Raw genomic sequence first — 24,031 nt, 5'->3', positions numbered from 1 at the left:
GTCGCCCAAGGCGCCACCCCCAGCACCCACACCCCGCCCCACACCCCGCCCCTGACCCCACCGCCCCCGATACCCGTCGAGGTGAGCTCCCCGTTCACACCACCAGACCTGACACCACCACCCACACCCACCCCCGACCCGACGACACCACCACCAGACCTGACACCGCCCCCGATACAGCACTCGGAATCGGCAGATGGCTATAAACCACCCGCACCGGCGATGTACGACGAGAAACTGTTCTCACGACGGTTCGTGTGGATCGGGGCACTGGTGGTCGTAGTGCTGGGCGCCTTCGTCGTATGGCTAGTGAATTCGGGTGCCCATAACCAACCAACGAATGCTTCGCACAACCAATCGCAGTCGTCAAAGTCGACGCCAGCCTCGTCCGCAGCAGAGTCTACAGGGGACTCAACGGAGGTAGAATATGACCTGAAGGACAACGAAGACCTCTTTCCCGCCGGCCAGCTGAAAGGATTCGCATCCGCCTGGTACAACGACGTCTCCGAGTGTGAGGACGATATGGGAGACATACACGATTTCAGGTGCATGCTTGACAATCCAGACAGTGAGGACAATGATCTACGGCTCCACAATCTGGACAAGTCTGGTATGGACCTTAAGCATGCCAGAGATGAATTTCGTAAACCGAGTTCCGGCATCCATCTTGTTGAGGAGGTCGGCGACGACAGCGCTGGCCACGTTCTCTTGGCGGGCAAGGTGGGCCCGAACAAAAGAATGTTTTTGTACTATTGGGACAACAGATACCCAAAGATCTACGGGCAGATAAACTTGGACGGCGACGACACCGGGACCATTAAGTCTCTCTACAAGAACCACAAACCCTGAGCCCCACCATCCACATCGGTCCTACACGGCGTCGGCGAGATACAGCCCGACCATGTCGTCCGATGCGCCCCAGCGCTTCCGCACGGAGAAGCCCGCCTCGCGCAGCTCCGCGGCCACCCGCTCGGGGCTCAGCCCGCACAGGATGAAGGTGCGCAGCGGCTGCCCGCCCGCCAGGTCGATGTGAAAACCCAGGGTGCGCAGCTCGACGCGGACGTCGGTGCGGGCCCGCAGCCGCAGCTCGAGCCGGTCGTGGCGTTCGTGATAGCCGACGGCGTGGTCGAAGGCCTCCTCCGAGACGTCCGAGTCCAGGGTGTGGTTGACGACGTTGAGGACGTTCTTGTTGAAGCGCTCGGCGTCGGCGTAGAAGCCGCGCTGACCGGCGGGCACCCGGGGCAGCGGCGCGCCCACCAGGAGGGTGTCGCCGATGGCGCAGCGCTTGCGCAGCCCGGTGAGCAGGCGGTGGCGGTCGCGGGAGTCCACGGTGGCGAAGGTCACCGTGGGGCACACGATGAGCCGCCGCGTGCCGGGAAGCGGCGGGACCGCGCCGGGCAGGTCGGACACCAGGTGATGGCGCTCCACCCGCGGCACCGACGCCGGGATCGGCGATTCCAGGTCGGCGTTGTCGCCGTTGGGGCAGTCGCACACCGCGACGCCGTCGAGGCGTCCGCTGCCGAACATCTTGTCGGCCAAGGAATCCAGTCTCCAGCGCGACAGCGGACCCAGGTAGACCAGCTGGCGGGCGGCGGTGGCCGCGGCGATCGCCGCGGCGTACTCGGACAGGGCGATGGCCTCGGCGTCCCACACGTGCGCGCCCGGCGCCTCGGCGAGGAAGTCGAAGAGGTGGCGCCCGTGGCCGTCGAAGCACCACCGCGACGGCAGCCAGGGCGGGAAGCCGGTGAGGCCGGTGCGGGCGTCGGCGCGCAACGAGGCCGAGTAGTCGGACTGATCACAGTGGACGAAAATATATGGCTTCACTTGGCGCGCCTCCGGATCCGTCGGCGTGAGATTTGCGGGTCAACGTTGTGTGACGATATCGAATACAGCCGAGGATGGAAAGTCCCCTTTTGGACATAATGCGGCATTGAAATGTGGCGCGAACGGCGAACTTGGCCGTCGCGGGGGGTCGCGGAGGTACCGTCTGGCAGGGTTGTCGTGGGGGCTAATACGCTGTGGCGGCCCGCCCGGCGCAGTGAACAGATGAGGAAGTATCGATGTCCGACGAACCCTTCACCCTGGTGCAGTTCCAGCGGGACGGGCTGGATCCCGTGCCCGAACTCGCACGTCGCCGCGCCGAGCAACCCGCCAGCCGCATCCAGTACCCGATCGGCCCGCCGCTGTGGCTCGTGGCCGGCTACGCCGACTCCAAGGCCGTGCTGGGCGACTCCGATTCCTTCAGCAACGACTTCAAGAACCTCACCAGCGACGACGACCTCGACTTCCTCAAGCAGCTCAACCCGGGCGGCCTCGGCTTCACCGACCCGCCCGACCACACCCGGCTGCGCCGCATGCTCACACCCGAGTTCACCATGCGCCGCCTGCGCCGCCTCATCCCGCGCATCGAGGAGATCGTGGCCGACCGGCTCAACGCCATCGAGGCCGCCGGTCCCGGCGCCGACCTCGTCGACCTGTTCGCGGTGCCGATCCCGTCCCTGGTGATCAGCGAGCTGCTCGGGGTGCCCTACCCCGACCGCGCCGCGTTCCAGCGCCTGTCGGAATCGCGCTTCGACTTCCTGGGCGACATCGAGGGCTGCCTGAACGCCGTGCAGGAAACCCTGGACTACCTGGGCGCGCTCGTTGCCCAGCAGCGCACCGACCCCGGCGACAATCTGCTGGGCATGCTGGTGCGCGAGCACGGCGACAACATCTCCGACTCCGAGCTCACCGGCCTGGCCGACGGCATCCTGATCGGCGGCCACGAGACCACCGCCAGCATGCTGGCGCTCGGCGCTCTGCACCTGATGACCAATGAGGAGCACGGCGACCTGGTTCGCCAGGGCGACACGGTGAACGAGGTCGTGGACGAGCTGCTGCGCTACCTCAGCGTGGTGCAGGTGGCGTTCCCGCGCTTCGCCATGAAGGACGTCATGCTGCCCTGCGGCCAGAAGATCGCCGCCGGCGAGGTGGTGCTGGTGTCGCTGTCGGGCGCCAACCGCGACTCCGCCTTCGGCGAGGACGCCGAGACCGTCAACCCGATACGCAACATGCCGCCCCACGTGGCCTTCGGCTACGGCATGCACCGCTGCGTCGGCGCCGAGCTGGGCCGCATCGAGCTCCAGATCGCCTACCCGGCCCTGCTGCGCCGCTTCGAAAAGCTCCGCCTGGCGGTCGACTTCGACGAGCTGAAGTTCCGCGAACTGTCCATCGTGTACGGAGTGGAGAAGCTCCCCGTCACCTGGTGAACTAGGCCGGTTCCACCAACTCGACCAGCACGCCGCCGGCGTCCTTGGGATGGACGAAGTTCACCCGCGAGTCGGCGGTGCCGCGCTTGGGCTCGTCGAACAACAGGCGCAGGCCCCGGGCGCGCAGGGACGCGCACGCCTTGTCGATGTCGTAGACCGTGAAGGCGAGCTGTTGCAGGCCCGGTCCCTTCCTGTCCAGGAACTTCGCGATGGTGGACTCGGGTGTCAGCGGCGCCAGCAGCTGCACCTTGGTGGACGCGTCGCCGACGGCGATCATCGCCTCGCGCACCCCCTGCTCGGCGTTGTCCTCGACGTGGACGCAGTGCCCGCCCAGCACCTCCTCGTAGAACTTCACCGCCTCGGCGAGATCGGGCACGGCGATGCCGACGTGATCAATCTTGCGCAGCCCCACGGGCCTCAACTCGGTCATGCCCCTTAGTCTTGCTTAAGGAGCTGAGAAATCGAAACGGAGGCCGATCATGGCAGGCGACGACCGCACCACCGCCGTGTTGGTGGCGGGTGCCCGCACCCCCAACGGCAAGCTGCTCGGCGCGCTGGGCGGGATCCCCGGCACCAAGCTGGGCTCACACGCGATCGCGGCGGCGCTGGGGCGCGCCGGGGTGGCGCCCGAGGCCGTGGAGTACGTGATCATGGGTCAGGTGCTGCAGGCCGGGGCCGGGCAGAACCCGGCGCGGCAGGCCGCCTTCGGCGCGGGCATCCCGCTGACCGTGCCGTCCCTGAACGTCAACAAGGTCTGCCTGTCGGGCCTGAACGCGATCTCGCTTGCCGCGCAGATGATCCGCGCGGGCGAGTTCGAGATCATGGTGGCCGGCGGCATGGAGTCGATGACCCTGGCGCCGCACCTGCTCTCCGGGCAGCGCAAGGGATACAAGTACGGCGACGTGACGATGGCCGACCACATGGCGCTGGACGGGCTCACCGACGCCTACGAGCACATCCCGATGGGCGAGTCCACCGAGAACCACAACACCCGCCTGGGCATCGGCCGCGCCGAGCAGGACGCCTTCGCCGCCGAGAGCCACGCGCGGGCCGCCGCCGCCCAGAAGAACGGCCGCTTCGACGCCGAGATCGCGCCGGTGTCGATCCCGCAGCGCAAGGGCGACCCGGTCGAGGTGGGCGCCGACGAGGGCGTGCGCGCCGACACCAGCGTCGAGGTGCTGTCGAGGCTGCGCCCGTCGTTCACCGCCGACGGCACCATCACCGCGGGCAACTCCTCGCCGATCTCCGACGGCGCCGCCGCCGTGGTCGTGATGAGCAAGGCCAAGGCCCGCGAACTGGGCCTGGAGTACCTCGCCGAGATCGGCGCCCACGGCATGGTCGCCGGGCCCGACACGTCCCTGCATTCCCAGCCCTCCAACGCCATCCGCGCCGCGCTGGCGAAGTCGGGCGACGCGGTGAGCGACCTGTCGGTGGTGGAGATCAACGAGGCGTTCGCCGCCGTCGGCATTCAGTCGACAAAGGACCTCGGCGTGTCGTCCGAGATCGTCAACCCCAACGGCGGCGCCATCGCGCTGGGCCACCCCATCGGCGCCTCGGGCGCCCGCCTCGCCCTCACCCTCGCCCTCGAGCTCAAGCAGCGCGGCGGCGGGCTGGGCGCAGCGGCGCTGTGCGGCGGCGGTGGCCAGGGCGACGCGTTGCTGCTGAGGGTGTCTTGAGCCAGGACATCGACGCGCTCGCGCGTCGCGCCGCCGACGGCGACGCGCGGGCGCTGGGACGACTCATCACCGCCGTGGAAAACGGCGGCCCCGAGGTGCGCGACGTGGCGGCGGCGTTCGCGCCCCGCACCGGCGCCGCCCAGGTGGTCGGACTGACGGGCTCCCCGGGCGTCGGCAAGTCCACCACCACCACGGCCCTGGTCGCGGCCTTCCGCGCCGAGGGCAAGCGGGTGGCGGTGCTGGCGGTCGACCCGTCGAGCCCCTTCACGGGCGGCGCCATCCTGGGCGACCGGGTGCGGATGCAGGAGCACGCCACCGACCCCGGCGTCTACATCCGATCGATGTCCTCGCGCGGGCACCTCGGCGGCCTGACCGCCGCCACCCCGCAGGTGGTCCGGGTGCTGGACGGCGCGGGCTTCGACGTCATCCTCATCGAGACCGTCGGCGTCGGTCAGGCCGAGGTGGCGATCGCCGGCCTCGCCGACACCACCCTGGTCCTGCTGGCGCCGGGCATGGGCGACGGCATCCAGGCGGTCAAGGCGGGCATCCTCGAGGTCGCCGACGTCTTCGTCATCAACAAGTCCGACCGCGAGGGAGCCGACGCCACCTTCCGCGACATCCGCGCCATGATGTCCCTGATCACCCGCGAGCCCCACGAGTGGCGCCAGCCCATCATCAAGACCGTCGCCCACCGCACCGAGGGCATCGACGAGGTCGTCACCGCCATCGAAAAGCACCACCAATGGCTCGACGAGCACGGCGAGCTCCAACGCCGCCGCGCCACCCGCGCCCGCGCCGAGGTCTCGGCGATCGTGTTGGGCGCCTTGGCCTCCCGCCATCAGGTGACCGAGGAGCTGGCGAAGCGAGTGGCGGCGGGCGAGCTGGACCCGTACGCGGCGGCCGACGAGGTGCTGGGCGGCTTAGGACGCCGACGCCAGGCGCACGAACCGCCTGCGGCCGTGGGTCCAGTCCTCGACCGGGGCCCAGCCGCACGGGGATGCCAAGCGGCGCAGGGCCCGCGACCCCACCCGCGCCCAGTCGAAGGCGGTGCCCGTGACGCCGCGTCCGTCGGTGAACGCGACCACGACGCGTTCGTCCACATCGGTGGGACACACCTCGACGATCAGGTTTCCCTTGGGCCGCAGCACCTGCGCCATGCGCTTCAACAGCAGACCGGGGTCGCCGCCGATGCCGATGTTGCCGTCCAGCAGCAGCGCGGTCGACCAGGCGCCCTCGTCGGGCAGGGGGTCGAACACCGACGCGCACAGCGCCTCGGCGCCGCGTCGGCGGGTGCGGTCCACGGCGGCGGGGTTGAGGTCGACGCCCAGCGCGCGGTGCGGGCGGCCGCGCAGTGCGGCGACGATTCTTCCTGGCCCGCAACCGATGTCGATGACGCTGTCCGGGCAGCGGCTCAGGACGTCGTTGTCGGTGGCGTCAGCGCGGGCGCACCAGCGCTCCACCTCCAACGGCAGCAGCCAGCCGTCGTCGCGGCGCAGGAACAGGGGCCCGCGGCCGGTGCGCATCGCCGCGGAGTAGGCGTCGGCGCGCCAGGCCGCGGGCGGACAGTGGACGTCGGAGTCGGCGCTCAATTCCAGTGTGGTCAACGGGTCACGCTCCCGAGTCGGTGGGCGGTACGGGCGAAGCTGCCGTGCGGGGCCAGGGCCGCGACCTCGGCGACGTCGGAGGGGGTGTCCACATCGCGCAGCAGGGGGAGGCGGCCGATGACGAGGCCCGCGTCGAGCAGGCGGCCGTACTGGATGGCGCCGGTGTCGTCGCGCGACATCGGGACGCCGCGCAGCAGGTCGGGGCGGGGATCGCGGAAGCCCAGGGCCCAGAACCCGCCGTCGGCCGCGGGACCGAACCAGGCGTCGTGGGCGGCCCAGGCGCCCTCGCCCAGCGCGGGCGCCAGCAGATCGACCGTCACCTGAGGAGTGTCCATTCCGATCAGAAGGCAGGGGCCGTCGACGGCGGCGAAGGCGTTGGCGAGGCGCTCGTCCAGGCCGTCGCCGCGCTGGCCGATCACCTCGAAACCGTCGGGGACCCAGTCGCCGCGCCGACCCTCCAGGACCAGGACGCGGCGCGCGGTGTTGCTGCGGCGCACCACATCCAGGGTGTCGACGAGGGCGGCGCGCGCCAGCCGCGCGGCCTGTTCGGGCGTGTAGGCGGGCGACAGCCGGGTCTTGACCCGCCCGGGCAGCGGCTCCTTGGCGATGACGAGCACCGTGGTGTTCACCGCAGCACCGCCCGCATGTCGCGCACCGCGTGCCAGGTCCCCAGCCAGGTCCCGGTCACCTTGGATTTGCCCGTGCGCGGGAGGTAGGGGATGTCCACCTCGTCGACGCGCCAACCGGCGTCGGCGGCGGCCACCACCATCTGCAGCGGGTAGCCCGAGCGCCGGTCGGTGAGGTTCAGGTCCAACAGGGACTGACGGCGGGCGGCCCGCATCGGCCCCAGGTCGCCCAGCACCACGCCGGTGCGGCCGCGCAACATCCGCGACAGCGCCCAGTTGCCGACGCGGGCGTGCAGCGGCCAGGCGCCGCGCACGGTGGGCCGGCGGCGGCCCAGCATCAGGTCGGCGCGGCCACCGGCGACGGGATCGATCACCCGATGCAGCAGGGCCGGATCCATCGAGGCGTCGCAGTCGCAAAAGCACACGATCTCGGCGGTGGCGGCCGACAGCCCCGCGTGGCAGGCGGCGCCGAAACCCTTGCGGTACTCGGTGACCACGGTGGCGCCCAGCTCGGCGGCGACGCCGGCGGAGTCGTCGGTGGAACCGTTGTCCACCACGATGGGCCGCACCCCCTCGGGGACGCGGGACAACACCCAAGGCAGCGCCTCCGCCTCGTCGAGGCACGGCAGCACCAGATCCACCAGCGCGGTTGAGGTCTTTGACATGACAAGCACCTTAGAAACGAATCGGGCCCGAAGAACTTACGAAACCGTGACGGCGGTCGTCCGCAGTGGAGCGTGCGCGAAGGCGGAGATACCGTCGTCGAATGCGACGCGCGGCCTCCACCCGAGCTCGGCGGTGATGCGCGCGATCGAGGCCGTGACGTGGCGGACGTCGCCGAGCCGGTACTCGCCCGTGACGACGGGGTCGGGCCCGCCGTACGCCCTGGCCAGCACCGCCGCCATCTCGCCGATGGTGTGCGGCTGCCCGCTGGCCACGTTGTAGGCGCGCAGGCCGCCGTCGGCCGCGCCGCCCAGCGCCTCGGCGCAGGCGAGGTTGGCCGCGGCGATGTCGTCGACGTGGACGAAGTCGCGCCGCTGCCGCCCGTCCTCGAAGACCCGCGGCGCGGCGTCGCGCTCCAGGGCCGAACGGAAGAACGACGCGACACCGGCGTACGGGGTGTCGCGGGGCATCCCGGGTCCGTACACATTGTGGTATCGCAGCGCGACCGCGCGCCCCGCCGTCGAACGCGCCCAGCTCGACGCCAGGTACTCCTGCGTGATCTTGGTGGTGGCGTAGACATTGCGCGGATCGATCGGCGCGTCCTCGGTGACCAGACCGGGCTCCAGGGCGGCCCCGCATTGTGGACACGGCGGCTCAAAGCGCCCGGCGTCCAGATCGGAGGTCCGGCGCGGGCCCGGCCGCACGGTGCCGTGGGTCGCGCAGCGGTAGGAGCCCTCGCCGTACACCACCATGGACCCCGCCAGCACCAGCCGCCGGACGCCGCGGTCGGCCATCGCCGCCAACAGCACCGAGGTGCCGAAGTCGTTGCGGCTGACGTAATCCGTGGCGTCGCCGAAGCCGTTGCCCAGCCCGACCTTGGCGGCCTGGTGGCACACCAGGTCGACGCCGCGCAGCGCCGCGTCCACGGCGGCGCGGTCGCGCACGTCGGCCAGGACGAACTCCCCGTCGTCCGTGGGCCGCGGACGTTGAATGTCCATGATGATCACGTCGTGCCCGGCCGCGCGGAAGGCGGCGACGATGTGGGAGCCGATGAACCCGGCCCCGCCGGTGATGAGTACTCGCATAACCCGAAACCTAGGCGTGCTGACCGGGCGAAACTGCCGCTGTCACGAATCCGTAAGGAATCTTCGTCCGCCGCCGCGCGGGTCTTCTCGTATCGTTTGCGGCATGAACGACGACTCCGCGCCGTCCGCGCCCATCGGCGTCATCGGCGGCTCCGGCTTCTACTCGCTGTTCGACGACGCCGCCAGCGTCACCGTCGACACCCCCTACGGCGCGCCCAGCGACGCCGTCACCGTCGGAACCCTGGGCGACCGCTCGGTGGCGTTCCTGCCGCGCCACGGCCGCGGCCACGACCTGCCGCCGCACGGCGTCAACTACCGCGCCAACCTGTGGGCGCTGAAGACGCTCGGCGTCGGCAGCGTCGTCGGCGTCAACGCCGTGGGCAGCCTCAGTCCGGAGGTGCCCGCGGGCAGTCTGGTGGTGCCCGACCAGCTCGTCGACCGCACCTGGGGCCGCGAATCGACGTATTTCGACGGCCCCGAGGTGGCGCACGCGTCCATGGCCGACCCGTACTGCGCCGACGGCCGCGCCCGCGCCCTGGAGGCGGCCGCCGCGTGGCCGGCGGTGGACGGCGGCACCCAGGTGGTGATCCAGGGCCCGCGCTTCAACACCCGCGCCGAGTCCCGGTGGTACGCCGCCGGCGGCGGGACGATCGTGGGAATGACTGCCTGCCCCGAGGTGGGCCTGGCCCGCGAGCTCGGCCTGTGTTACACGCCGTTGTGCCTGGTCACGGACATGGACGCGGGCTTCGAGACCGGCGAGGGCGTCACCCAGGAGGAGGTCTTCGCGGCCTTCAAGGCGAATGTGGACAAGCTGCGCGCGGTGGTGGCCCGCCTGGTGGCCCGGCTGCCGATCCCGCGCGCCTGCGACTGCGCGTCGCTGGCCCCGGCGGCGGTGTGAGTGTCGCAACCGTGCGGCACACTGTTGCGATGACCTCCGAGGACAAGATCGGCCAGTGGCACGGTCTCACCGTCGACTGCCCGGACCCCGATGCCCTCGCGGCGTTCTACCAGCGGCTCCTGGGCATGATCCGCGTCCAGCAGGACGACGGGTTCATCGTCATCGGCGACGCCGCCGACCGCCCCGGCGTCGCCTTCCAACGCGTGGACGACTTCCGAGCGCCGCGCTGGCCCGACCCCGCCCGGCCGCAGCAGATGCACTTCGAGGTGCGGGTGGACGACCTCGACGCCGCCGAGGCGCGGGTGCTGTCGATCGGGGGCGCGCGCCTGGACGGCGGCGGCGAGCGCTTCCGCGTCTGCGCCGACCCCGTGGGCCATCCGTTTTGCCTGGTGTCCTGGTAACACCCGTACCATGTCGCCATGACCGACTGCCTGTTCTGCCGCATCGTCGCCGGGGAGATTCCGTCCACAAAGGTGGCCGAGGACGACCGCGTGCTGGCCTTTCGCGACATCAACCCCAAGGCGCCCGTCCACGTGCAGCTGATCCCGAAGCGGCACTACGCCGACGCCGCCGAGCTGGCCGCCGCGGACCCCGCGCTGGCCGGGGAGCTGCTGGCGGCGGCGGGCCGGGTCGCCGCCGCCGAGGGCATCGCCGACGACGGTTACCGCCTGATGTTCAACACCGGAGCCCACGGCGGGCAGGAGGTCTTCCACGTCCACCTGCATCTATTGGGCGGCAAGCCCTTGGGCCCCATGCTGGCCGTCTAGCGGTACTCCAGGCTGACCGGATCATCGACGGCGAAGGTGCATTCGCCGACGAGCTTGGTGGTTCCGTTCACGGTCTTCCAGCCGGTGTGTTCGTGGACCCAGGAACTGCCCACAAGGGACTTCTTGCACCAGTACCACAACCGCGCCTGGTAGCCGCTGCCGTGGCAGGTCGCCCACGCCGTGGTCTTGCCGTGCCCGATCCCGTTGCAGTAGTTGGACTTGGCGCCCGCCTCGTCCGCGGACGCGTCGGCGGCGGCGACGCCACCGACGATCAGCGCGGCCGCGGTGACCCCGGCCAAAACGATGCGGCGCATCGCCTTCTTGCCCTTGAACATGTGAACCTTCCTCGTTGTCGCCATGGGATTCGGGCTCACGATAGGTATCTCCTCGCACACCGGCCCGCATAAATACCGCATACGCGCTCGGGCGGCGCCGGGGGCGTCAACGCCGCGCGAACGCCCCCGCCCGCGCCGCCGCCAGCGCCGCGTCGACCGCGCGCCGCGCGGATCGGGAGTCGATGGGTTCCTGGATCACCGTGAACCGGTAGTAGAGGGGCGCCGCCACGGCGCGCACCAGTTCGGAGGTGTCCGTGCCGTCGGGCAGCTCGCCGCGTTCGACGGCGCGGTCGTAGATCGCGGCCCATGCGGCGATGCGGCTGGCGTGGAAGTCGTGCAGCGCCCTGGCGGTGCGTTCGTCGCAGGTCGCCGCCGCGATCACCGCCTTGAAGGTGCGGCCCAGCCGGGCGTCGGTGAGCGCGTTGAGCACCGAGGCGGCCTGTGCCGCCATGTTCTCGGCGATGTCGCCGGTGTCGGGCAGGACGGTCGACTGCGCGTCCAGGTCGGCGAGCAGGTCGGCGACCAGACCGGCGGCGCCGCCCCAGCGTCGGTAGACGGTGGTCTTGCCGACGTTGGCGCGCCGGGCCACCGCCTCCAGGTTCAGGTCGTGAAAGCCGCGTTCCACCAGCTCGTCCCGGGTGGCGTCCAGGACGGCGGCGCGCACCCGGGCGGTGCGGCCCCCGGGGCGTTGGGTTCCCGGTTCGGCAGTGACGGACATCTAATGGAACTCCTGTTTCGTTAATCGCGCACGCCGTGCTAGCGTCTTGCCCAGACTAACGGAAAACTTTTCCCTTTAGTAGGGATCGAAAGGACGACCTCGGATGTCAAGTCTCACGCGCACCGCCCCCGCACCGGTCGCCGCCCAACGGCGGATGCCCGTCGCCCTGCTCGCCCTGGCGCTCGGCGCGTTCGGCATCGGGCTGACCGAGTTCGTCATCGTCGGCCTGCTCGGCGTGATCAGTGACGACCTCGACGTGTCGATACCCACCGCCGGGCTGCTGGTCTCCGGATACGCCGCCAGCGTCGCCATCGGCGCGCCGCTGATGACCGCCGCCGGCTCCCGGGTCCCCCGCAAGACCATGCTGATGCTCCTCATGGGGCTGTTCATCGCCGGAAACCTGCTGGCGGCCCTGGCGCCCAACTATCCGGTGCTGTTGGCCGGGCGCGTCGTGTCGGCCCTGACCCACGGCGCGTTCTTCGGCATCGGCTCGGTGGTGGCCTCCGACCTGGTGGCCCCCAATCGAAGGGGCAGCGCCATCGCCCTGATGTTCACCGGCCTCACCGTCGCCAACGTCGCCGGGGTGCCGCTGGGCACCGCGCTGGGCCAGCAGTTCGGCTGGCGCTCCACCTTCTGGGCGGTGACCGTCGTGGGTGCCGTCGCCCTGACCGCCGTGTCCGCGCTCGTGCCCCGCCAGCGGCTCGAACCCGGCGGCGGCCTGCGCGGCGAGCTGTCGATGTTCCGGCGCGGCCAGGTCTGGCTGGCGCTGACCATCACCGCGCTGGGATTCGGCGCCGTCTTCGCGTCCTTCACCTTCCTGGAACCCATGCTGACCAGGGTCACCGGCCTGCCGGACGGCGCCGTCCCGTGGCTGCTCGTGGTCTTCGGCGCCGGCATGTTCGCCGGAAACCTGGCCGGTGGCAGGCTCGCCGACCGCGCCACGATGCCCACCATGTACGGCGCGCTCGGCGCACTGGCGGTGGTGCTGTTCGCCTTCGTGTTCACCGCGCACGCCACCGTCCCGGCCGTCGCCACCCTCGCGCTGGTCGGCGTCACCGGGTTCGCCTTCGTTCCCGCCGTTCAGATGCGGGTGCTCGCCAAGGCCGACGGCGCGCCCGCGCTGGCCTCGGCGTCCAACATCTCGGCCTTCAACGTCGGCATCGCCGTGGCCTCGTGGCTCGGTGGCCTGGCCATCGACGGCGGGCTCGGCTACACCGCCCCCAACGGCATCGGGGCGGCGCTCGCCGCCGCCGCGCTCGGCGTCGCCCTGCTCTCCGGGGCCCTGGACCGCCGCGCCTCCCGATAGCCACGACCATCTCGACTCCGAAAAGGACACATCGCCATGCGCACCTGGACCACGGCCTGGACCGCCTCCCCTCAGCGCCCCAGCGAGGGCTTCGAACCCAACTGGTCGCTGGAGGGCTTTCACAACCACACGATCCGACAAACCGTCAGGGTGACCGCGGGCGGTCGGGCCGCGCGCGTGACCCTCTCCAACGAGTACGGCCGCACCCCACTGCTCATCGGCGCGGCGTCCATCGCCCGCGCGCGACCGGACGGCACGATCGAGGCGGAAACCCTGCGGCCCTTGACGTTCGACGCCGCCGGGGCCGCGAAGATCGCGGCGGGCGGCGTCGCGGCCAGCGACCGCGCCGACCTCGCGCTGGCCCCGTTCGACGCGGTGGTGGTGACCATCCACCTGCCCGAGGTCACCGGGCCGTCCACCTTCCACGCCCAGGCATACGCCAGCAGCTGTCGCGCCGGCGGCGGCTCTGACGAGTTCACCGAGACCACCCACTCCTGGTACTACCTGTCGGACATCGAGGTCTCCGGCGGGGTCCCGGCCGCGGGGGCGGTGGCGGCCTTCGGCGACTCGATCACCGACGGCTTCGGCTCCACATACGACGCCAACCGCCGCTACCCCGACCGCCTCGCCGAGCGCCTCACCGCACTCGGGCGGCCCCGCCCGGTCCTGAACGCGGGCATCGGCGGGAACCTGGTGCTCAACGACTCCCGGTGGTTCGGCGAGTCGGCGCTGCGTCGATTCGACCGGGACGTGCTCGCCAAGTCGGGCGTGTCCACGGTGATCCTCTTCGCGGGCCTCAACGACATCGGTTTCAGCGAGGTCGACCTGCCCACCTACAAGCCGAACGCCGACGTGGCGGTGGAGCGGCTGATCGACGGCGTCCGCGAGCTGGCCGCCCGCGCCAGGGCCAAGGGGGTCCGGGCGGTCGGCGCCACCCTGCTTCCCATGAAGGGCGCCGAGTACTACAACGCCGCGTCGGCCGAGAAGATCCGCCGCCTCAACGCCTGGATCCGCACCGGCGGCGCGTTCGACGCGGTCGTCGACCTCCACGCCGCCCTGGCCGATCCCGGCGACCCGGAGGCGCTGCACCCGCGCTTCGACTCCGGGGACCACAAGCACCCCAACGATCTCGGCTACGCGGCGCTGGCCGCCGCGATCGACCCCGGGATCCTGTGAGGCGTCACTCGCCCATCATGTCGCGCAGCTTCTCGACCGTCCGCCAGTTGCGGACGGTCGCCGAGGCGCCGCGCAGCCTCCTGGCGAAGAACGCGCTGTCCAGTCTGGTCCGCCCCAGGCCGTCGGGGTAATAGACGTACAACTCCCGTCGCGCGGCGACGATCTCCTCGACCATGCCCTCGGGAACCGCCAGGTCCTCGCCCCCGCTCAACGCCCCCGACAGGAACGACACCGTGACCTTTTTCGGGTCGAGGTCGCGGCCCGCGAACGGGTTGGCGGCGACGATCGCCTCCAGCTCGCCGCGGTCGCGCAGCATGATCGGGTTCGCGACGTCGAATCGCTCGGCGACCGCGGCCTCCAGCTTGGCGCGCAACGGTTCGGGCGCCTCGTCGGCGTCGAAGACCACGTTGCCCGACTGGATGTAGCTGCGGGCGCCGGCGTGGCCGAGCTCGGCGAACAGGGCGCGCAGCTCGGCCATCGGCACCTTGTTGTGCCCGCCCACGTTGATGCCGCGCAGCAGCGCGACGTACCTGGTCATTGGCGTGCCCCTTCGAACGCGGCGATGTCGCGGCCAGACTAGCCGAGCGCGACGACGCCGCGGTCGGCTATCGCACCCGCAGCGCCAGCGCGATGCCGTCGCGGGCCTCGGTGACCAGCCGCCGCAACACCGGCGGGCGCTTGGCCTCCGACAGCCACTCCTCAAGGGCCGCAAGCGTGGTGACGTTGGTGGGGAGCCGGGAGGTGGCGGACGCGAGCATGGCGGCGCGGTCGTGGCTGCCGTGCTCCCACAGCACGCCGAGCAGGTCGAGCATCGGCTCGACGTACGGCCGCAGCGCCCTGTCCTGCCCGAGGCCGAGGAAACCCGACAGGATCGCGGACTGGTCGGAGTTCGACAGGTTGGGGTTCGTCAGCCAGCTCCACGATTCCTGTTTGGACGCGGCGTCGGGTCGGGAGGCGCGCGCGCTCAGCGCGTGCTTCTGCCCGCTCATGGTGTCGTCGCGCGCCAGCTGCGCGGCGATCTCCTTGGACGTCGCGACCCCCGAGGCCGCCAGGCTTCGCAGCATCATCCAGCGCAGGTCCTCGTCGACGGCGAGCCCGTTCGGGACGTCGCGGCCGTTCAGCCAGCCCCGCACCCGCTGGGTGTCGTCGTCGGTGCGGGCGAAGGCGATGAAACGCTTGGCCCAGGAGCGTTGCGCGCCGCCCCCCGCTTCCGAGCCGTCCAGCCCGCGCAGGCTCGCGGCGGCCAGGACGCCGAGGGCGTTGGTGAGATCCGCCGGCGTGAAGTACCGGGGCAGCAGGATCGTCGGGACCAGCTGGTCCAGCAGGCCCGTGACGGCGGGGTGGCGCTCGGCGGGCATGGCGGCGCCCAACATGGACACGAACGCCGACGCCGAAACGGTGCCGGTCTCGGTGGTCTGGGACCACGCCGCCGACCAGCACAGCGCCCGCGCCAGCGGCGTCTCCAGGCCCGCGAGGTGTTCACGCGATGTCGCCAGGGACACGGGATCGAGGTCGATGCCTACATAGGACAGATCGTCGTCGTTGAGCAGCAACAGGTCGGGCCGCGGTCGCCCCGCCAGCGCCGCGACCTCGGTGGCGTCGCCGACGACGTCGACCTCGACGCGCTCCCGCTGCCGCAGCACGGTGCCGTCCAGGTCGTACAGGCCGATCGCGATGCGGTGGTCGCGCCGCACCTCGTCGCCCACCGCGGCGTCCTGCCGGACCACGAACGAGGAGATGACGCCGTCCGAAACGGACAGTTCGGGCCGGATGGTGTTGTAGCCGCTGGTATCCAGCCACTGCCCCGACCACGCCGACAGGTCCCTCCCCGACGCGGTCTCCAGGGCGGCGCGCAGGTCGTCGAAGGTCGCCACGCCCCACTGGTGCTTGTCGAAGTACGCGCGCAGTCCGCGACAGAACGCCTCGATGCCCACCAGGGCCACGAGTTGCTTGAGGACGCCGGCGCCCTTGCAGTACGTGATGGCGTCGAAATTGGACCGCCCGATCTTGACGTCGGGGGCGTCGACGCGGATCGGGTGGGTGGTGGACAGGCGGTCGCTGAGATAGCCGTGCACCTTCTCGCCGATGGCGAAGCTCGTCCACGCGTCGGTAAACGCGGTGGACTCGGCGAGCGCCCACAGCCCCGCCCAGGACGCGAACGACTCCTTCAGCCAGGTCTCGTCCCACCATCGTGGAGTGACGAGGTCGCCGAACCACATGTGCGCCATCTCGTGCGCCATCACGTAGGCGCGGCGCTCCAATGCGGTCTCCGAAGGCCGCGAACGGAACACGAACAGGTTCTCGTTGAAGACCACGCAGCCGAAGTTCTCGGTGGCGCCCGCGTTGTACTCGGGCATCGCGACCTGGTCGTACTTCGGCAGCGGGTACCGCACCCCGAAGTGGCGGTGATAGTGGTCCAGCAGTTGACGGGTCACCGCGAACACCGCGTCGGCGTCCAGGTGGTCCCTCATGGACTCGCGGCAGTACATCCCGAGCTCGATGCCGTCGTGGGTCTCGGTGACCCGATGCAACGGTCCCGCGCACAGCGCCGTCAGGTAGGTGCTGGTGCGCGGCAGCGTGTCGAAGCGGACCTCGGCGAACTCGCCGTCGACGGTCGACTCGGCCGCCGGCATGTTCGACACCACCCGCCAAGCCGCGGGAACCCGCACCCGCAGGTCGAAGTCCGCCTTCAGGTCCGGTTGATCGAAGCAGGCGAACATCTTCTGGGCGTTGTTCGCCTCGAAATGTGTGTACAGATAGGACTGGCCATCGGCGGGGTCGGTGAGGCGATGCAGCCCCTCGCCGTCGCGACCGAAAGCGCACTCCGCCTCGATCCGCAGGACGTTGTCGGCGGCCAGTCCGGGCACCGCCAGTCCGTCGGCGGGGGAGAACCCGGAGGCGTCCAGGGCGTCGCCGTTCAACGTCGCCGACACGATCCGCTCGGCCGCGATCTCGACGACGGTGGAGGCATCCGGTTCGGCGCAGGAGAACCGCACCTCGGTGATGGAGGTAAACGTCTCGCCGCCGGTCAGGTCGAGCCACACCCGATAGGACTCCACGCGCAGCAGGCGCGACCGCCGCGCCGCCTCGTCGCGCGTGAGATTGTGGGTAACGGCCATGGCAGTCCTCTCGGTGTCAACGAACCTCAGGGCGCCGACCCCGCGCGAAACCGCGCGAGGCCGACGCCCTGAAAGCCTTGGTGCGCCCGCCGATCAGGCGGCGCGGCGGTCGCACTCGCGGGCACGCAGCGCGCGGGCGATGTCGTCTCGCGCCTCCACGATGCCGCGGCGCATCGCCGCGTCGGAGGGAACGTCCTCCAGCCACGCGTCGATCTTATCCACAACGGACTGGTCGATGACGATGCGCGGGAACCCGAACTCGGTGAACTCGATGGCCTCCTGCGCCGACAGCCGCTCCCACATGGACGACACCACCTCGAGGAAGCGGTCCACATACTCGCGCACCAATTCCACCTGGTCGGAGTGGTAGAAGCCCAGCATCAGGGAGCGCCGCGCGTAGTTGGCCAGCTCGACGTCGCGCGTGATCCGCTCCCACGCCCGCCGCTTGGCCTCGGCGGTCGGGAACGAGGCGCGCACGATCAGCGCCAGCCGCTCACCGTCGGCGGTGGCGTCGCGCTCCAGCTCGGCGTCCACGGCGGACTCCTCGACGGCGCCCAGCGCCGCCAGGCAGCGCAGCAGGTTCCAGCGCATGTCCGTGTCAATGGCCAGACCCTTGGGGACGTCGGCGCCCTCCAGCCAGCCGCGCAACCGCGCCACGTCGGCGTCCGACCGGGCGAAGCCCGCGAAGGACTTGGCCCAGTTGCGCTGCATGTCGCCACCGGCCTCGGCGTCGGTCATCACCCGGTACGCCATGGCGGCGACGTCGTCGCGAAGACCGTCCACGACGGACTCGTCGGCGTAGTGCAGGGCCGTGCCCAGCTGCCGCGCGATCATGGTGGCCATGTTGATGTCGGTCTCGTGCGGCAAACCCTTGACCGCCAGGCGAACGAAGTCACGGGCGGGCAGCTCGGCGTCGCGCAGCATGTCCCAGGCCGCCGCCCACGACAGCGCCCGCGGCAGGGACGCGTCGAACGCCGCGATGTGTTCCACCACCGTGGACATCGAGTTCGGGTCGAAGCGCGCCTTGCAGTAGGTGAGGTCGTCGTCGTTGAGCAGCAACACATCCGGGCGCCGCTTGCCGACCAGCTGCGGCACCTCGGTGCGCTCGCCGCTGACGTCCAGCTCGACGCTCTCGCGGCGCACCAGGCCGCCGTCGACCAGGTCGTACAGGCCCAGGCCGATGCGGTGGGTGCGCAGCGTCGGGTGCTCGGCGGGAACCTCCTGCAGGATGGCCGCGGCGGTGTAGTCGCCGTTGGCGTCCACCGACAGCTCCGGACGCAGCGTCGACACCCCCGCGCTCTCCAGCCAGGTGTTGGCGAACTCGCGCAGCTGCCGCCCCGACGAGGCCTCCAGACTGGACAGCAGCTCGTCGAAGGTGGCGTTGCCCCACTGGTGCTTGGCGAAGTACTGCTTCAGCCCCTCCTTGAAGGGCTCGATGCCCACATAGGCCACCAGCTGCTTGAGAATGCTGGCGCCCTTGGCATAGGTGATGCCGTCGAAGTTGGTGGCCACGGCCTCCACGTCGGGCATCTTGGTGTACACCGGGTGGGTGGTGGGCAGCTGGTCCTGGCGGTAACCCCAGTTCTTGCGGATCGCCAGGAACGTCGTCCAGGCGCCCGAGAAGCGGGTGGCATCCACATTGGCCCAGTGCGAGGCCCACTCGGCGAAGGACTCGTTGAGCCACAAGTCATCCCACCAGCGCATCGTCACCAGGTCGCCGAACCACATGTGCGCCATCTCGTGCAGGATGACGTTGGCGCGCTGCTCCAGCTCGAAGTCGGTGACCTGGGAGCGGAACAGGTAGGCCTGCTCGGCGATGGTGATGCAGCCGAAGTTCTCCATCGCGCCCATGTTGTATTCGGGCGCGAAGACCTGGTCGTACTTGGGAAGCGGGTACCGCACCCCGAAGTTGGAGTGGAAGTGGTCGAAGCCCTGGCGGGTGATCTCGAAGACGCCCTCGGCATCCATGTACTGCTTCATCGACTGGCGGCAGAACAGCCCCAGTGTGATGCCATCGTGGACGGTGGCCTCCGAGTGGTACGGCCCGGCGCACAGCGCCGTGATGTACGTGCTCATCGGCGGCGCCTGCTCGAAGCGGACGGTCTTGGCGCCCGCGTCGACGGCGGTGTCGGCCGGGGGCATGTTGGACACGGCCGTCCAGTGCTCGGGCATCGTCACCGTCAGGGTGAAGCGCGCCTTGAGATCCGGCTGGTCGAAGCAGGCGTACATCTGCTGGGCGTCGGACACCTCGAACTGGCTGTACAGATAGGACTCGCCGTCCACCGGGTCGGACATCCGGTGCAGCCCCTGGCCGCTGGAGGAGTAGCGGCACACCGCCGTGACCACCAGGTCGTTGTCGGCGGCTAGGCCGGGCAGCTTGAGGCCGTCGCGGGCGGTGTAACCCGAGGTGTCCACCGGCTCGCCGTTCAGCGTCGCCTCGGAGATCGACTCCGCGGCGATCTCGATGAACGTGGTGGCCCCGGGCTCGGAACAACCGAAGCGCACTCGGGACCGGGAGACGAACGTCTTGTCACCCGTCGTCAGATCCAGTGAGACGTCATAAGAGTCGACGCGCAGCAATCGCGCGCGTTCGGCCGCGTCCGTCTGAGTAAGGATGTGGGTCTCCGCCACGCTGCGACTCCCTCTTCGTCGAATGGTGTCCTGTGGGTGAGTGTGGCATGGGCGATCTCCCTGGTGTCCTCGGCGGTATCCCATTTGGCGATGACTAACCTCTAATTCCGTGACTGCTGCACACACCATCGATCTCGCGTGGCTGTCGACCGGGTCCACCGGCGCGCAGAACTACGACGAGTTCGCCGATGAGTCCAAGATCACCCGCATCATCGAGGCGAATCCGACCTCGATGCTGGCCGTGGAGATGCCCGACCGCACCCCGGAGGCCCGCGCGGCCGGGCTGAGCTTCGAGCAGTGCCTGCCCGCCGCCGCCGAGCGGCTCCAGGCGCTGGAGGACGCGGGGCGCTTCGCCCCGGCCAAGGACGTCGCGGTCGCCTACCGCATCACCGACTCCCGCGGCGGCGTCGCCTACGGCCTGTTCTGCATGGTCGACACCGACGAGATCTCCACCTCCGCCGACGAGCCGGGGCGGGTGATCCGCAACGAGGACGTCTTCATCGAGAAGGTGAGGCAGCGGGCCGCGCTCAACAACGCCACCCGGCACCTGATGTCGCCGGTGCTCTTGGTGCAAAGCGACAACCCCGACGACCTGCAGGCCGCGCTGGCCGCCGCCTGCTCCGGCGAGCCCGCGGTGTCCGACGTCGACGAGGCCGGGCGCACCCACGCGGTGTGGCCGATCGCGCCGGGCGCCACCCAGGGCCGGTTGTTGGAGCTGGCCGGCGGCGGCGAGCTGATCGTCGCCGACGGCAACCACCGCTCGCTGGCCGCGCAGGTGGGCGAGCTGCCGCGCTTCCTCGCCGTGGTCACCACGCCCGATTCGGTCACCATCGACCCGTACCACCGCCTGGTCGCCGACCCGCCGCTGTCGGGCGCCGAGCTGCTGGACGCCCTGCGCGCCAAGCGGGCCACGGTGACCACCGTGGACGGTCCACTGTCCACGCCCGAGTCGGGCACGGTCCACCTCTATGTCGACGGCGCCGTCCACGCCGTCGGCCTACCCGACATCTCCGGCTCCATCGTGGACCGACTCGACCACGCCCGGGTGGAACACGTCCTGTTCAACGACGTGCTCGGCATGGACGCCGGCGACAAGCGCATCACCTACGTCGGCGGCGACTACCCGCCGTCCTGGCTGGCCGAACAGGTCGACGCGGGCGCCGCGGACCTGGCCGTCCTCATCGCGCCGGTCACGGTGGACGACTTCATCGCCGTCAACCTGGCGCGCCTGAAGCTGCCGCGCAAATCCACCTGGTTCACGCCCAAGGCCCGTGCCGGGCTGGTGCTGGCGGACCTGCGAGGATGAGGCCCATGCGGGTATACATCGGCAGCGACCACGCCGGATACGAGCTCAAGAACGCGCTGGCGGATCACCTCAAGGCCGCCGGGCACGACGTGGTGGACGTCGGGCCGCGCGCCTACGACGCCGAGGACGACTACCCGCCGTACTGTCTCAACACCGCCGCGCGGGTGGTGGCCGACCCCGACAGCCTCGGCATCGTGCTGGGCGGCTCGGGCAACGGCGAGCAGATCGCGGCCAACAAGGTGCCGGGCGTGCGCGCGGCCCTGGCGTGGAAGCCCGAGATCGCCCACCTGGCGCGGCAACACAACAACGCCAACGTGCTGTCCCTGGGCGCCCGAATGCACACAGTGGACGAGGCGATCGCGATGGCCGACGAGTTCCTCGCCACGCCGTTCTCCGCCGCCGACCGCCACCAGCGCCGCATCGACCAGCTCTCCGCGTACGAGAAGGACCACACGCTGCCCAGGCTCTAGCCCACCGGCTCGAGTGTGGACAGGGCGACCTCCAGGGCGCGTTCGGCGGGGGCCTCGATGTCCGGGATCACGCCGACGCCCTCCCAGTTCTCGCCGTTCTTCGGATTGGCGGAGCGGGCCACCGGGAGCGTCAACTCCAGGTGCGGGTGCACACGCAGCCCCATGCGGGGATGCGCCCCGCCCTTGGTGCGCTCGCCGACCACGGTGGCGCGTCCGAGGTGCTGAAGGTCGTAGGCCAGCTCCTCGCCCCCGGAGAAGGTGTCGCCGCCGGTCAGCACGCGGATCGGCTTGGTGCCGCCGAAGCGGGGACCGGGGACGTACGGCAGCGTCCAGGACTGCTGGGTGCTGTCGGACTCGCGTTCGTAGAAGTTCATCAGGTGCACGGGTTCGCCGTCGACGAGGTAGCTGCAGATCAGCGCCACGGTGGACGGGTCGCCGCCGCGGACCGCCCGCAGGTCGATGACGAGCGCGTCGGCCTTGGCGACGAGCTGGAGCGCGGCGACGATGGAGTCGCCCGCGATCGCCGGGGGATACAGCAGCGGTTCGAACGCCAGCAGGGCGACGTTGCCGTCCAGTCGTTCGACGCGGCGCACGCCGTCGGTGGTGGAGGCCGCCTGCCGGGTCATCATGGCCGTGACCATTTCCTCGCTGGGCAGGTCGGGCACGGGTTCGGAGTGATACTTCAGCCGCAGGTGCTTGTCGTCGTTGACGGATTGGAGATCCGCGGTCACCAACGCGTCCAGGGCCTGTGGGGTGTCGGCGGCGTCGTACGCGCCCGCGGCCAGCCGCGACGTGAGCACCCGCGCGATCCGGGCCCCGACGTCGGGAAACACGTACCGCCCGGCGACTTCGCGGGCGATTTCGGGGATGAGTTCGGTGGCGTCCATGGCGGCCATCAAAGCATCGAATTGACAAAGCGTCAAGAAAATTAGACACTTATCTCGTGTCGCGCCCGTTCTCGGAAACCAGCATGGACATCTCCGCCCCCGCGCAGTTCAAGGCCATGGGGCACCCTGTGCGGCAACGGCTGCTGTTCGTGCTGGGCGAGCCCGCCACCATCAGCCAGCTCGCCGCCCGGCTCGACCTCGCCAAGGGCACGGTCTCCCACCACCTGAAGGTGCTGCGCGACGCCGGGATGGTCGCCGTGATCGAAACCCGCAAGGTGCGCGGAGGCACCGAGCAGTACTACCGCCGCTCCGCCGCGCGCCTCGACATCGCCCCCAAGGCACCCGAGCCCCTGGCGGCCATGCTCCAGGGATTCGCCCACGAGGTGATGGCCTCCGACGCCGACCCGCTGCTGCTCCTGCGGCACGTCCGCCTCACCCCCGCCCAGGCGCGGCGGCTGCGCGACGCCCTCACCGAGCTGAGCGGCGACCTCGTCAACGCCGACCCATCCGACCAGCGCTACGGGCTGCTGATCGGCATGTACCAGGAGCGGTCCACGAAGGACGAATAACCTCCGCCGCTTCAGCGTGACATTTATTGGGGATTCCCGCCGCGTCGCCGAGGGCTAACCTTGGAACCTCAATCCGACGGCAAGGGAGAACCGATGGCGGAGAAACTGGACCTGGTGTGCGGTCCGGCAGATCCGCTGCCCGAATCCACCCAGAGCTTCCGACTGGTCGAACGACTGGGTTCGGGCGGGCAGGCGGACGTGTACAAGGCGGTTCGGCAATCGGGGGGAGTGTCGTCCGCGCCGGTCACGGTGAAGGTGTTCCGTCCCTCCGCCGACCGCGAGATCGCCGCGCAGTTCCGCTCCTGGGACAAGGGCGACGCCGTCCTGATGGACCTCGGCGGGCGCGGCATCAACGGCATCTGCCGCCGCATCGACGCCTTCTACGGCCCGCCCCCGCACCGCCCGGGCACCCAGCCCGGCCCCAACCCGGTGCCGTACCAGGTGCTGGAGTACCTGCCGGGCCTCGACCTGCGCCAGCTGCTGCCCGACCGGCAGCGCCTCCCGATCGACGCGGTCGCCGTGCTGCGGGTGCTGGCCGGCGTGCTCAACGCCATGCACCGCCCCAACTCCCCGGAGATCCACCCGAGCCTCCACATGGACATCAAACCGTCCAATGTGATCATCCTGCCCTCGGGCGAGGCCCGGGTCATCGACTTCACCGGCGCCCGCTACTCCTCGCCGTCCCACCTCACCACCATCTCCTTCACCCCGGAAAACGCCGGCCCCGAGGCCCGCGGCGGCCGGGTCGGCGCGTCCTACGACGTGCACGGCTTCGGCTCGGTGGCGTTCTTCCTGGTCACGGGCGTGCAGCCCCGCAGCGACTCCCCGCAGGGCCACTCCTCCGACGCCTCCGGCTGGTCCCAGCTGCGCCGCCACCCCACGGTCGACGCCGACGCCCGGCTGCGCGAGCACCTGCTGGCCCCGCTGTCGGACGAGCCCCGCGACCG

The 24,031-nt window shown here is 70.5% G+C and carries 23 protein-coding genes and 2 pseudogenes; 13 read left to right on the top strand and 12 right to left on the bottom strand.

Translation table 11 applies throughout. The features are described from left to right. A pseudogene (locus VE172_RS24330) lies at window positions 1-849 on the top strand (hypothetical protein); the annotation flags it as partial. 21 nt (window positions 850-870) lie between these two features. Here VE172_RS24330 and VE172_RS24325 read toward each other — a convergent pair. Next, on the bottom strand, window positions 871-1,824 hold the full coding sequence (locus VE172_RS24325; protein ID WP_324804602.1) for an L-histidine N(alpha)-methyltransferase: 954 nt from the start codon (window positions 1,822-1,824) through the stop codon (window positions 871-873). A gap of 236 nt (window positions 1,825-2,060) precedes the next feature. On the opposite strand from VE172_RS24325, the gene VE172_RS24320 reads away from it, so the two are divergent. Next, the gene (locus VE172_RS24320; protein ID WP_324804601.1) at window positions 2,061-3,248 is read left to right on the top strand and encodes a cytochrome P450; all 1,188 of its coding nucleotides are present in this window, start codon (window positions 2,061-2,063) and stop codon (window positions 3,246-3,248) included. Window position 3,249: 1 nt separating this feature from the next. Here the strand turns inward: VE172_RS24320 and mce are convergent, their stop codons facing one another. Continuing rightward, entirely contained in the window at window positions 3,250-3,678 is a 429-nt protein-coding gene (gene mce / locus VE172_RS24315; RefSeq protein ID WP_324804600.1) for a methylmalonyl-CoA epimerase, read from the bottom strand. A gap of 49 nt (window positions 3,679-3,727) precedes the next feature. Between mce and VE172_RS24310 the strand changes: the two genes are divergently transcribed. Then, window positions 3,728-4,924 carry an acetyl-CoA C-acetyltransferase gene (locus VE172_RS24310; protein ID WP_324804599.1) on the top strand — a complete coding sequence of 399 codons (1,197 nt, stop codon included), beginning with the start codon at window positions 3,728-3,730 and terminating at the stop codon, window positions 4,922-4,924. Further along, a pseudogene (gene meaB, locus VE172_RS24305) lies at window positions 4,876-5,838 on the top strand (methylmalonyl Co-A mutase-associated GTPase MeaB); the annotation flags it as partial. The gene VE172_RS24310 and the pseudogene meaB, both read left to right, overlap by 49 nt. Window positions 5,839-5,844: 6 nt before the next feature. On the opposite strand, the gene VE172_RS24300 reads toward meaB, so the two are convergent. From VE172_RS24300 to VE172_RS24285, 4 genes are read right to left on the bottom strand one after another with little or no spacing between them, the layout of a single operon-like run. Next, window positions 5,845-6,528 (bottom strand): class I SAM-dependent methyltransferase, encoded by a 684-nt coding sequence (locus VE172_RS24300; RefSeq protein ID WP_324804598.1) that lies wholly within the window; start codon window positions 6,526-6,528, stop codon window positions 5,845-5,847. Next, window positions 6,525-7,157 carry a TIGR04282 family arsenosugar biosynthesis glycosyltransferase gene (locus VE172_RS24295; protein WP_324804597.1) on the bottom strand — a complete coding sequence of 211 codons (633 nt, stop codon included), beginning with the start codon at window positions 7,155-7,157 and terminating at the stop codon, window positions 6,525-6,527. The genes VE172_RS24300 and VE172_RS24295 overlap by 4 nt, the downstream gene beginning before the upstream one ends. Continuing rightward, the gene (locus VE172_RS24290; RefSeq protein WP_324804596.1) at window positions 7,154-7,819 is read right to left on the bottom strand and encodes a glycosyltransferase family 2 protein; all 666 of its coding nucleotides are present in this window, start codon (window positions 7,817-7,819) and stop codon (window positions 7,154-7,156) included. The genes VE172_RS24295 and VE172_RS24290 overlap by 4 nt, the downstream gene beginning before the upstream one ends. A gap of 36 nt (window positions 7,820-7,855) precedes the next feature. Further along, a complete protein-coding gene (locus tag VE172_RS24285) occupies window positions 7,856-8,902 on the bottom strand; it encodes an NAD-dependent epimerase/dehydratase family protein (RefSeq protein WP_324804595.1) in 1,047 nt (348 codons plus the stop codon). Between the two features lie 103 nt (window positions 8,903-9,005). Between VE172_RS24285 and VE172_RS24280 the strand changes: the two genes are divergently transcribed. From VE172_RS24280 to VE172_RS24270, 3 genes are read left to right on the top strand one after another with little or no spacing between them, the layout of a single operon-like run. Next, entirely contained in the window at window positions 9,006-9,800 is a 795-nt protein-coding gene (locus tag VE172_RS24280; RefSeq protein ID WP_324804594.1) for an S-methyl-5'-thioadenosine phosphorylase, read from the top strand. Between the two features lie 29 nt (window positions 9,801-9,829). Continuing rightward, a complete protein-coding gene (locus VE172_RS24275) occupies window positions 9,830-10,201 on the top strand; it encodes a VOC family protein (RefSeq protein ID WP_324804593.1) in 372 nt (123 codons plus the stop codon). An 18-nt stretch (window positions 10,202-10,219) separates the two neighbouring features. After that, on the top strand, window positions 10,220-10,567 hold the full coding sequence (locus tag VE172_RS24270) for a histidine triad nucleotide-binding protein (RefSeq protein WP_324804592.1): 348 nt from the start codon (window positions 10,220-10,222) through the stop codon (window positions 10,565-10,567). Here the strand turns inward: VE172_RS24270 and VE172_RS24265 are convergent. Together VE172_RS24265 and VE172_RS24260 are read right to left on the bottom strand one after the other, a co-directional pair. Beyond that, window positions 10,564-10,902 (bottom strand): hypothetical protein, encoded by a 339-nt coding sequence (locus VE172_RS24265; protein ID WP_324804591.1) that lies wholly within the window; start codon window positions 10,900-10,902, stop codon window positions 10,564-10,566. The genes VE172_RS24270 and VE172_RS24265 overlap by 4 nt on opposite strands. Window positions 10,903-11,008: 106 nt before the next feature. Beyond that, the gene (locus tag VE172_RS24260; RefSeq protein WP_324804590.1) at window positions 11,009-11,620 is read right to left on the bottom strand and encodes a TetR/AcrR family transcriptional regulator; all 612 of its coding nucleotides are present in this window, start codon (window positions 11,618-11,620) and stop codon (window positions 11,009-11,011) included. Between the two features lie 154 nt (window positions 11,621-11,774). Between VE172_RS24260 and VE172_RS24255 the strand changes: the two genes are divergently transcribed. Next, entirely contained in the window at window positions 11,775-12,926 is a 1,152-nt protein-coding gene (locus VE172_RS24255; RefSeq protein ID WP_349258531.1) for an MFS transporter, read from the top strand. Window positions 12,927-12,962: 36 nt separating this feature from the next. Next, complete coding sequence (locus VE172_RS24250; protein WP_324804588.1) at window positions 12,963-14,102, top strand: SGNH/GDSL hydrolase family protein; 1,140 nt, start codon at window positions 12,963-12,965, stop codon at window positions 14,100-14,102. Between the two features lie 4 nt (window positions 14,103-14,106). Here the strand turns inward: VE172_RS24250 and VE172_RS24245 are convergent, their stop codons facing one another. The 3 genes from VE172_RS24245 to pepN (VE172_RS24235) all read right to left on the bottom strand — a co-directional run bounded on the left by VE172_RS24245 (window position 14,107) and on the right by pepN (VE172_RS24235) (window position 19,852). Continuing rightward, a complete protein-coding gene (locus VE172_RS24245) occupies window positions 14,107-14,640 on the bottom strand; it encodes a DUF1697 domain-containing protein (RefSeq protein ID WP_324804587.1) in 534 nt (177 codons plus the stop codon). 67 nt (window positions 14,641-14,707) lie between these two features. Beyond that, a complete protein-coding gene (gene pepN, locus VE172_RS24240; RefSeq protein WP_324804586.1) occupies window positions 14,708-17,221 on the bottom strand; it encodes an aminopeptidase N in 2,514 nt (837 codons plus the stop codon). Window positions 17,222-17,314: 93 nt separating this feature from the next. Further along, entirely contained in the window at window positions 17,315-19,852 is a 2,538-nt protein-coding gene (gene pepN, locus VE172_RS24235) for an aminopeptidase N (protein WP_324804585.1), read from the bottom strand. 109 nt (window positions 19,853-19,961) lie between these two features. Between pepN (VE172_RS24235) and VE172_RS24230 the strand changes: the two genes are divergently transcribed. Together VE172_RS24230 and VE172_RS24225 are read left to right on the top strand one after the other, a co-directional pair. Then, on the top strand, window positions 19,962-21,158 hold the full coding sequence (locus VE172_RS24230) for a DUF1015 family protein (protein WP_324804584.1): 1,197 nt from the start codon (window positions 19,962-19,964) through the stop codon (window positions 21,156-21,158). 5 nt (window positions 21,159-21,163) lie between these two features. After that, on the top strand, window positions 21,164-21,628 hold the full coding sequence (locus VE172_RS24225; RefSeq protein WP_324804583.1) for a ribose-5-phosphate isomerase: 465 nt from the start codon (window positions 21,164-21,166) through the stop codon (window positions 21,626-21,628). Here VE172_RS24225 and VE172_RS24220 read toward each other — a convergent pair. Next, entirely contained in the window at window positions 21,625-22,515 is an 891-nt protein-coding gene (locus VE172_RS24220) for a S41 family peptidase (protein ID WP_324804582.1), read from the bottom strand. The genes VE172_RS24225 and VE172_RS24220 overlap by 4 nt on opposite strands. A 56-nt stretch (window positions 22,516-22,571) precedes the next feature. Here VE172_RS24220 and VE172_RS24215 point away from each other — a divergent pair, with 56 nt between their 5' ends. Both VE172_RS24215 and VE172_RS24210 read left to right on the top strand, forming a co-directional pair. Beyond that, complete coding sequence (locus VE172_RS24215; protein ID WP_324804581.1) at window positions 22,572-23,084, top strand: helix-turn-helix domain-containing protein; 513 nt, start codon at window positions 22,572-22,574, stop codon at window positions 23,082-23,084. 93 nt (window positions 23,085-23,177) lie between these two features. Then, window positions 23,178-24,031, top strand: an 854-nt coding sequence (locus tag VE172_RS24210) for a protein kinase domain-containing protein (RefSeq protein WP_414715151.1), incomplete at its 3' end; no start/stop codon positions are given.

The organism is Stackebrandtia sp. (assembly GCF_035643755.1).
Classification (GTDB): domain Bacteria; phylum Actinomycetota; class Actinomycetes; order Mycobacteriales; family Micromonosporaceae; genus Stackebrandtia.
The sequence above is the reverse complement of the archived record's forward strand: the minus strand, read 5'-3'. Positions and strand labels throughout refer to the sequence as shown.

Coding starts and splice junctions, on each gene's coding strand:
- VE172_RS24320 (WP_324804601.1), top strand. CDS start 2,061: ATGTCCGACGAACCCTTCACCCTGGTGCAGTTCCAGCGGGACGGGCTG.
- mce (WP_324804600.1), bottom strand. CDS start 3,678: ATGACCGAGTTGAGGCCCGTGGGGCTGCGCAAGATTGATCACGTCGGC.
- VE172_RS24310 (WP_324804599.1), top strand. CDS start 3,728: ATGGCAGGCGACGACCGCACCACCGCCGTGTTGGTGGCGGGTGCCCGC.
- VE172_RS24290 (WP_324804596.1), bottom strand. CDS start 7,819: ATGTCAAAGACCTCAACCGCGCTGGTGGATCTGGTGCTGCCGTGCCTC.
- VE172_RS24285 (WP_324804595.1), bottom strand. CDS start 8,902: ATGCGAGTACTCATCACCGGCGGGGCCGGGTTCATCGGCTCCCACATC.
- VE172_RS24280 (WP_324804594.1), top strand. CDS start 9,006: ATGAACGACGACTCCGCGCCGTCCGCGCCCATCGGCGTCATCGGCGGC.
- VE172_RS24275 (WP_324804593.1), top strand. CDS start 9,830: ATGACCTCCGAGGACAAGATCGGCCAGTGGCACGGTCTCACCGTCGAC.
- VE172_RS24270 (WP_324804592.1), top strand. CDS start 10,220: ATGACCGACTGCCTGTTCTGCCGCATCGTCGCCGGGGAGATTCCGTCC.
- VE172_RS24265 (WP_324804591.1), bottom strand. CDS start 10,902: ATGTTCAAGGGCAAGAAGGCGATGCGCCGCATCGTTTTGGCCGGGGTC.
- VE172_RS24260 (WP_324804590.1), bottom strand. CDS start 11,620: ATGTCCGTCACTGCCGAACCGGGAACCCAACGCCCCGGGGGCCGCACC.
- VE172_RS24255 (WP_349258531.1), top strand. CDS start 11,775: ATGCCCGTCGCCCTGCTCGCCCTGGCGCTCGGCGCGTTCGGCATCGGG.
- VE172_RS24250 (WP_324804588.1), top strand. CDS start 12,963: ATGCGCACCTGGACCACGGCCTGGACCGCCTCCCCTCAGCGCCCCAGC.
- VE172_RS24245 (WP_324804587.1), bottom strand. CDS start 14,640: ATGACCAGGTACGTCGCGCTGCTGCGCGGCATCAACGTGGGCGGGCAC.
- pepN (WP_324804586.1), bottom strand. CDS start 17,221: ATGGCCGTTACCCACAATCTCACGCGCGACGAGGCGGCGCGGCGGTCG.
- VE172_RS24225 (WP_324804583.1), top strand. CDS start 21,164: ATGCGGGTATACATCGGCAGCGACCACGCCGGATACGAGCTCAAGAAC.
- VE172_RS24220 (WP_324804582.1), bottom strand. CDS start 22,515: ATGGACGCCACCGAACTCATCCCCGAAATCGCCCGCGAAGTCGCCGGG.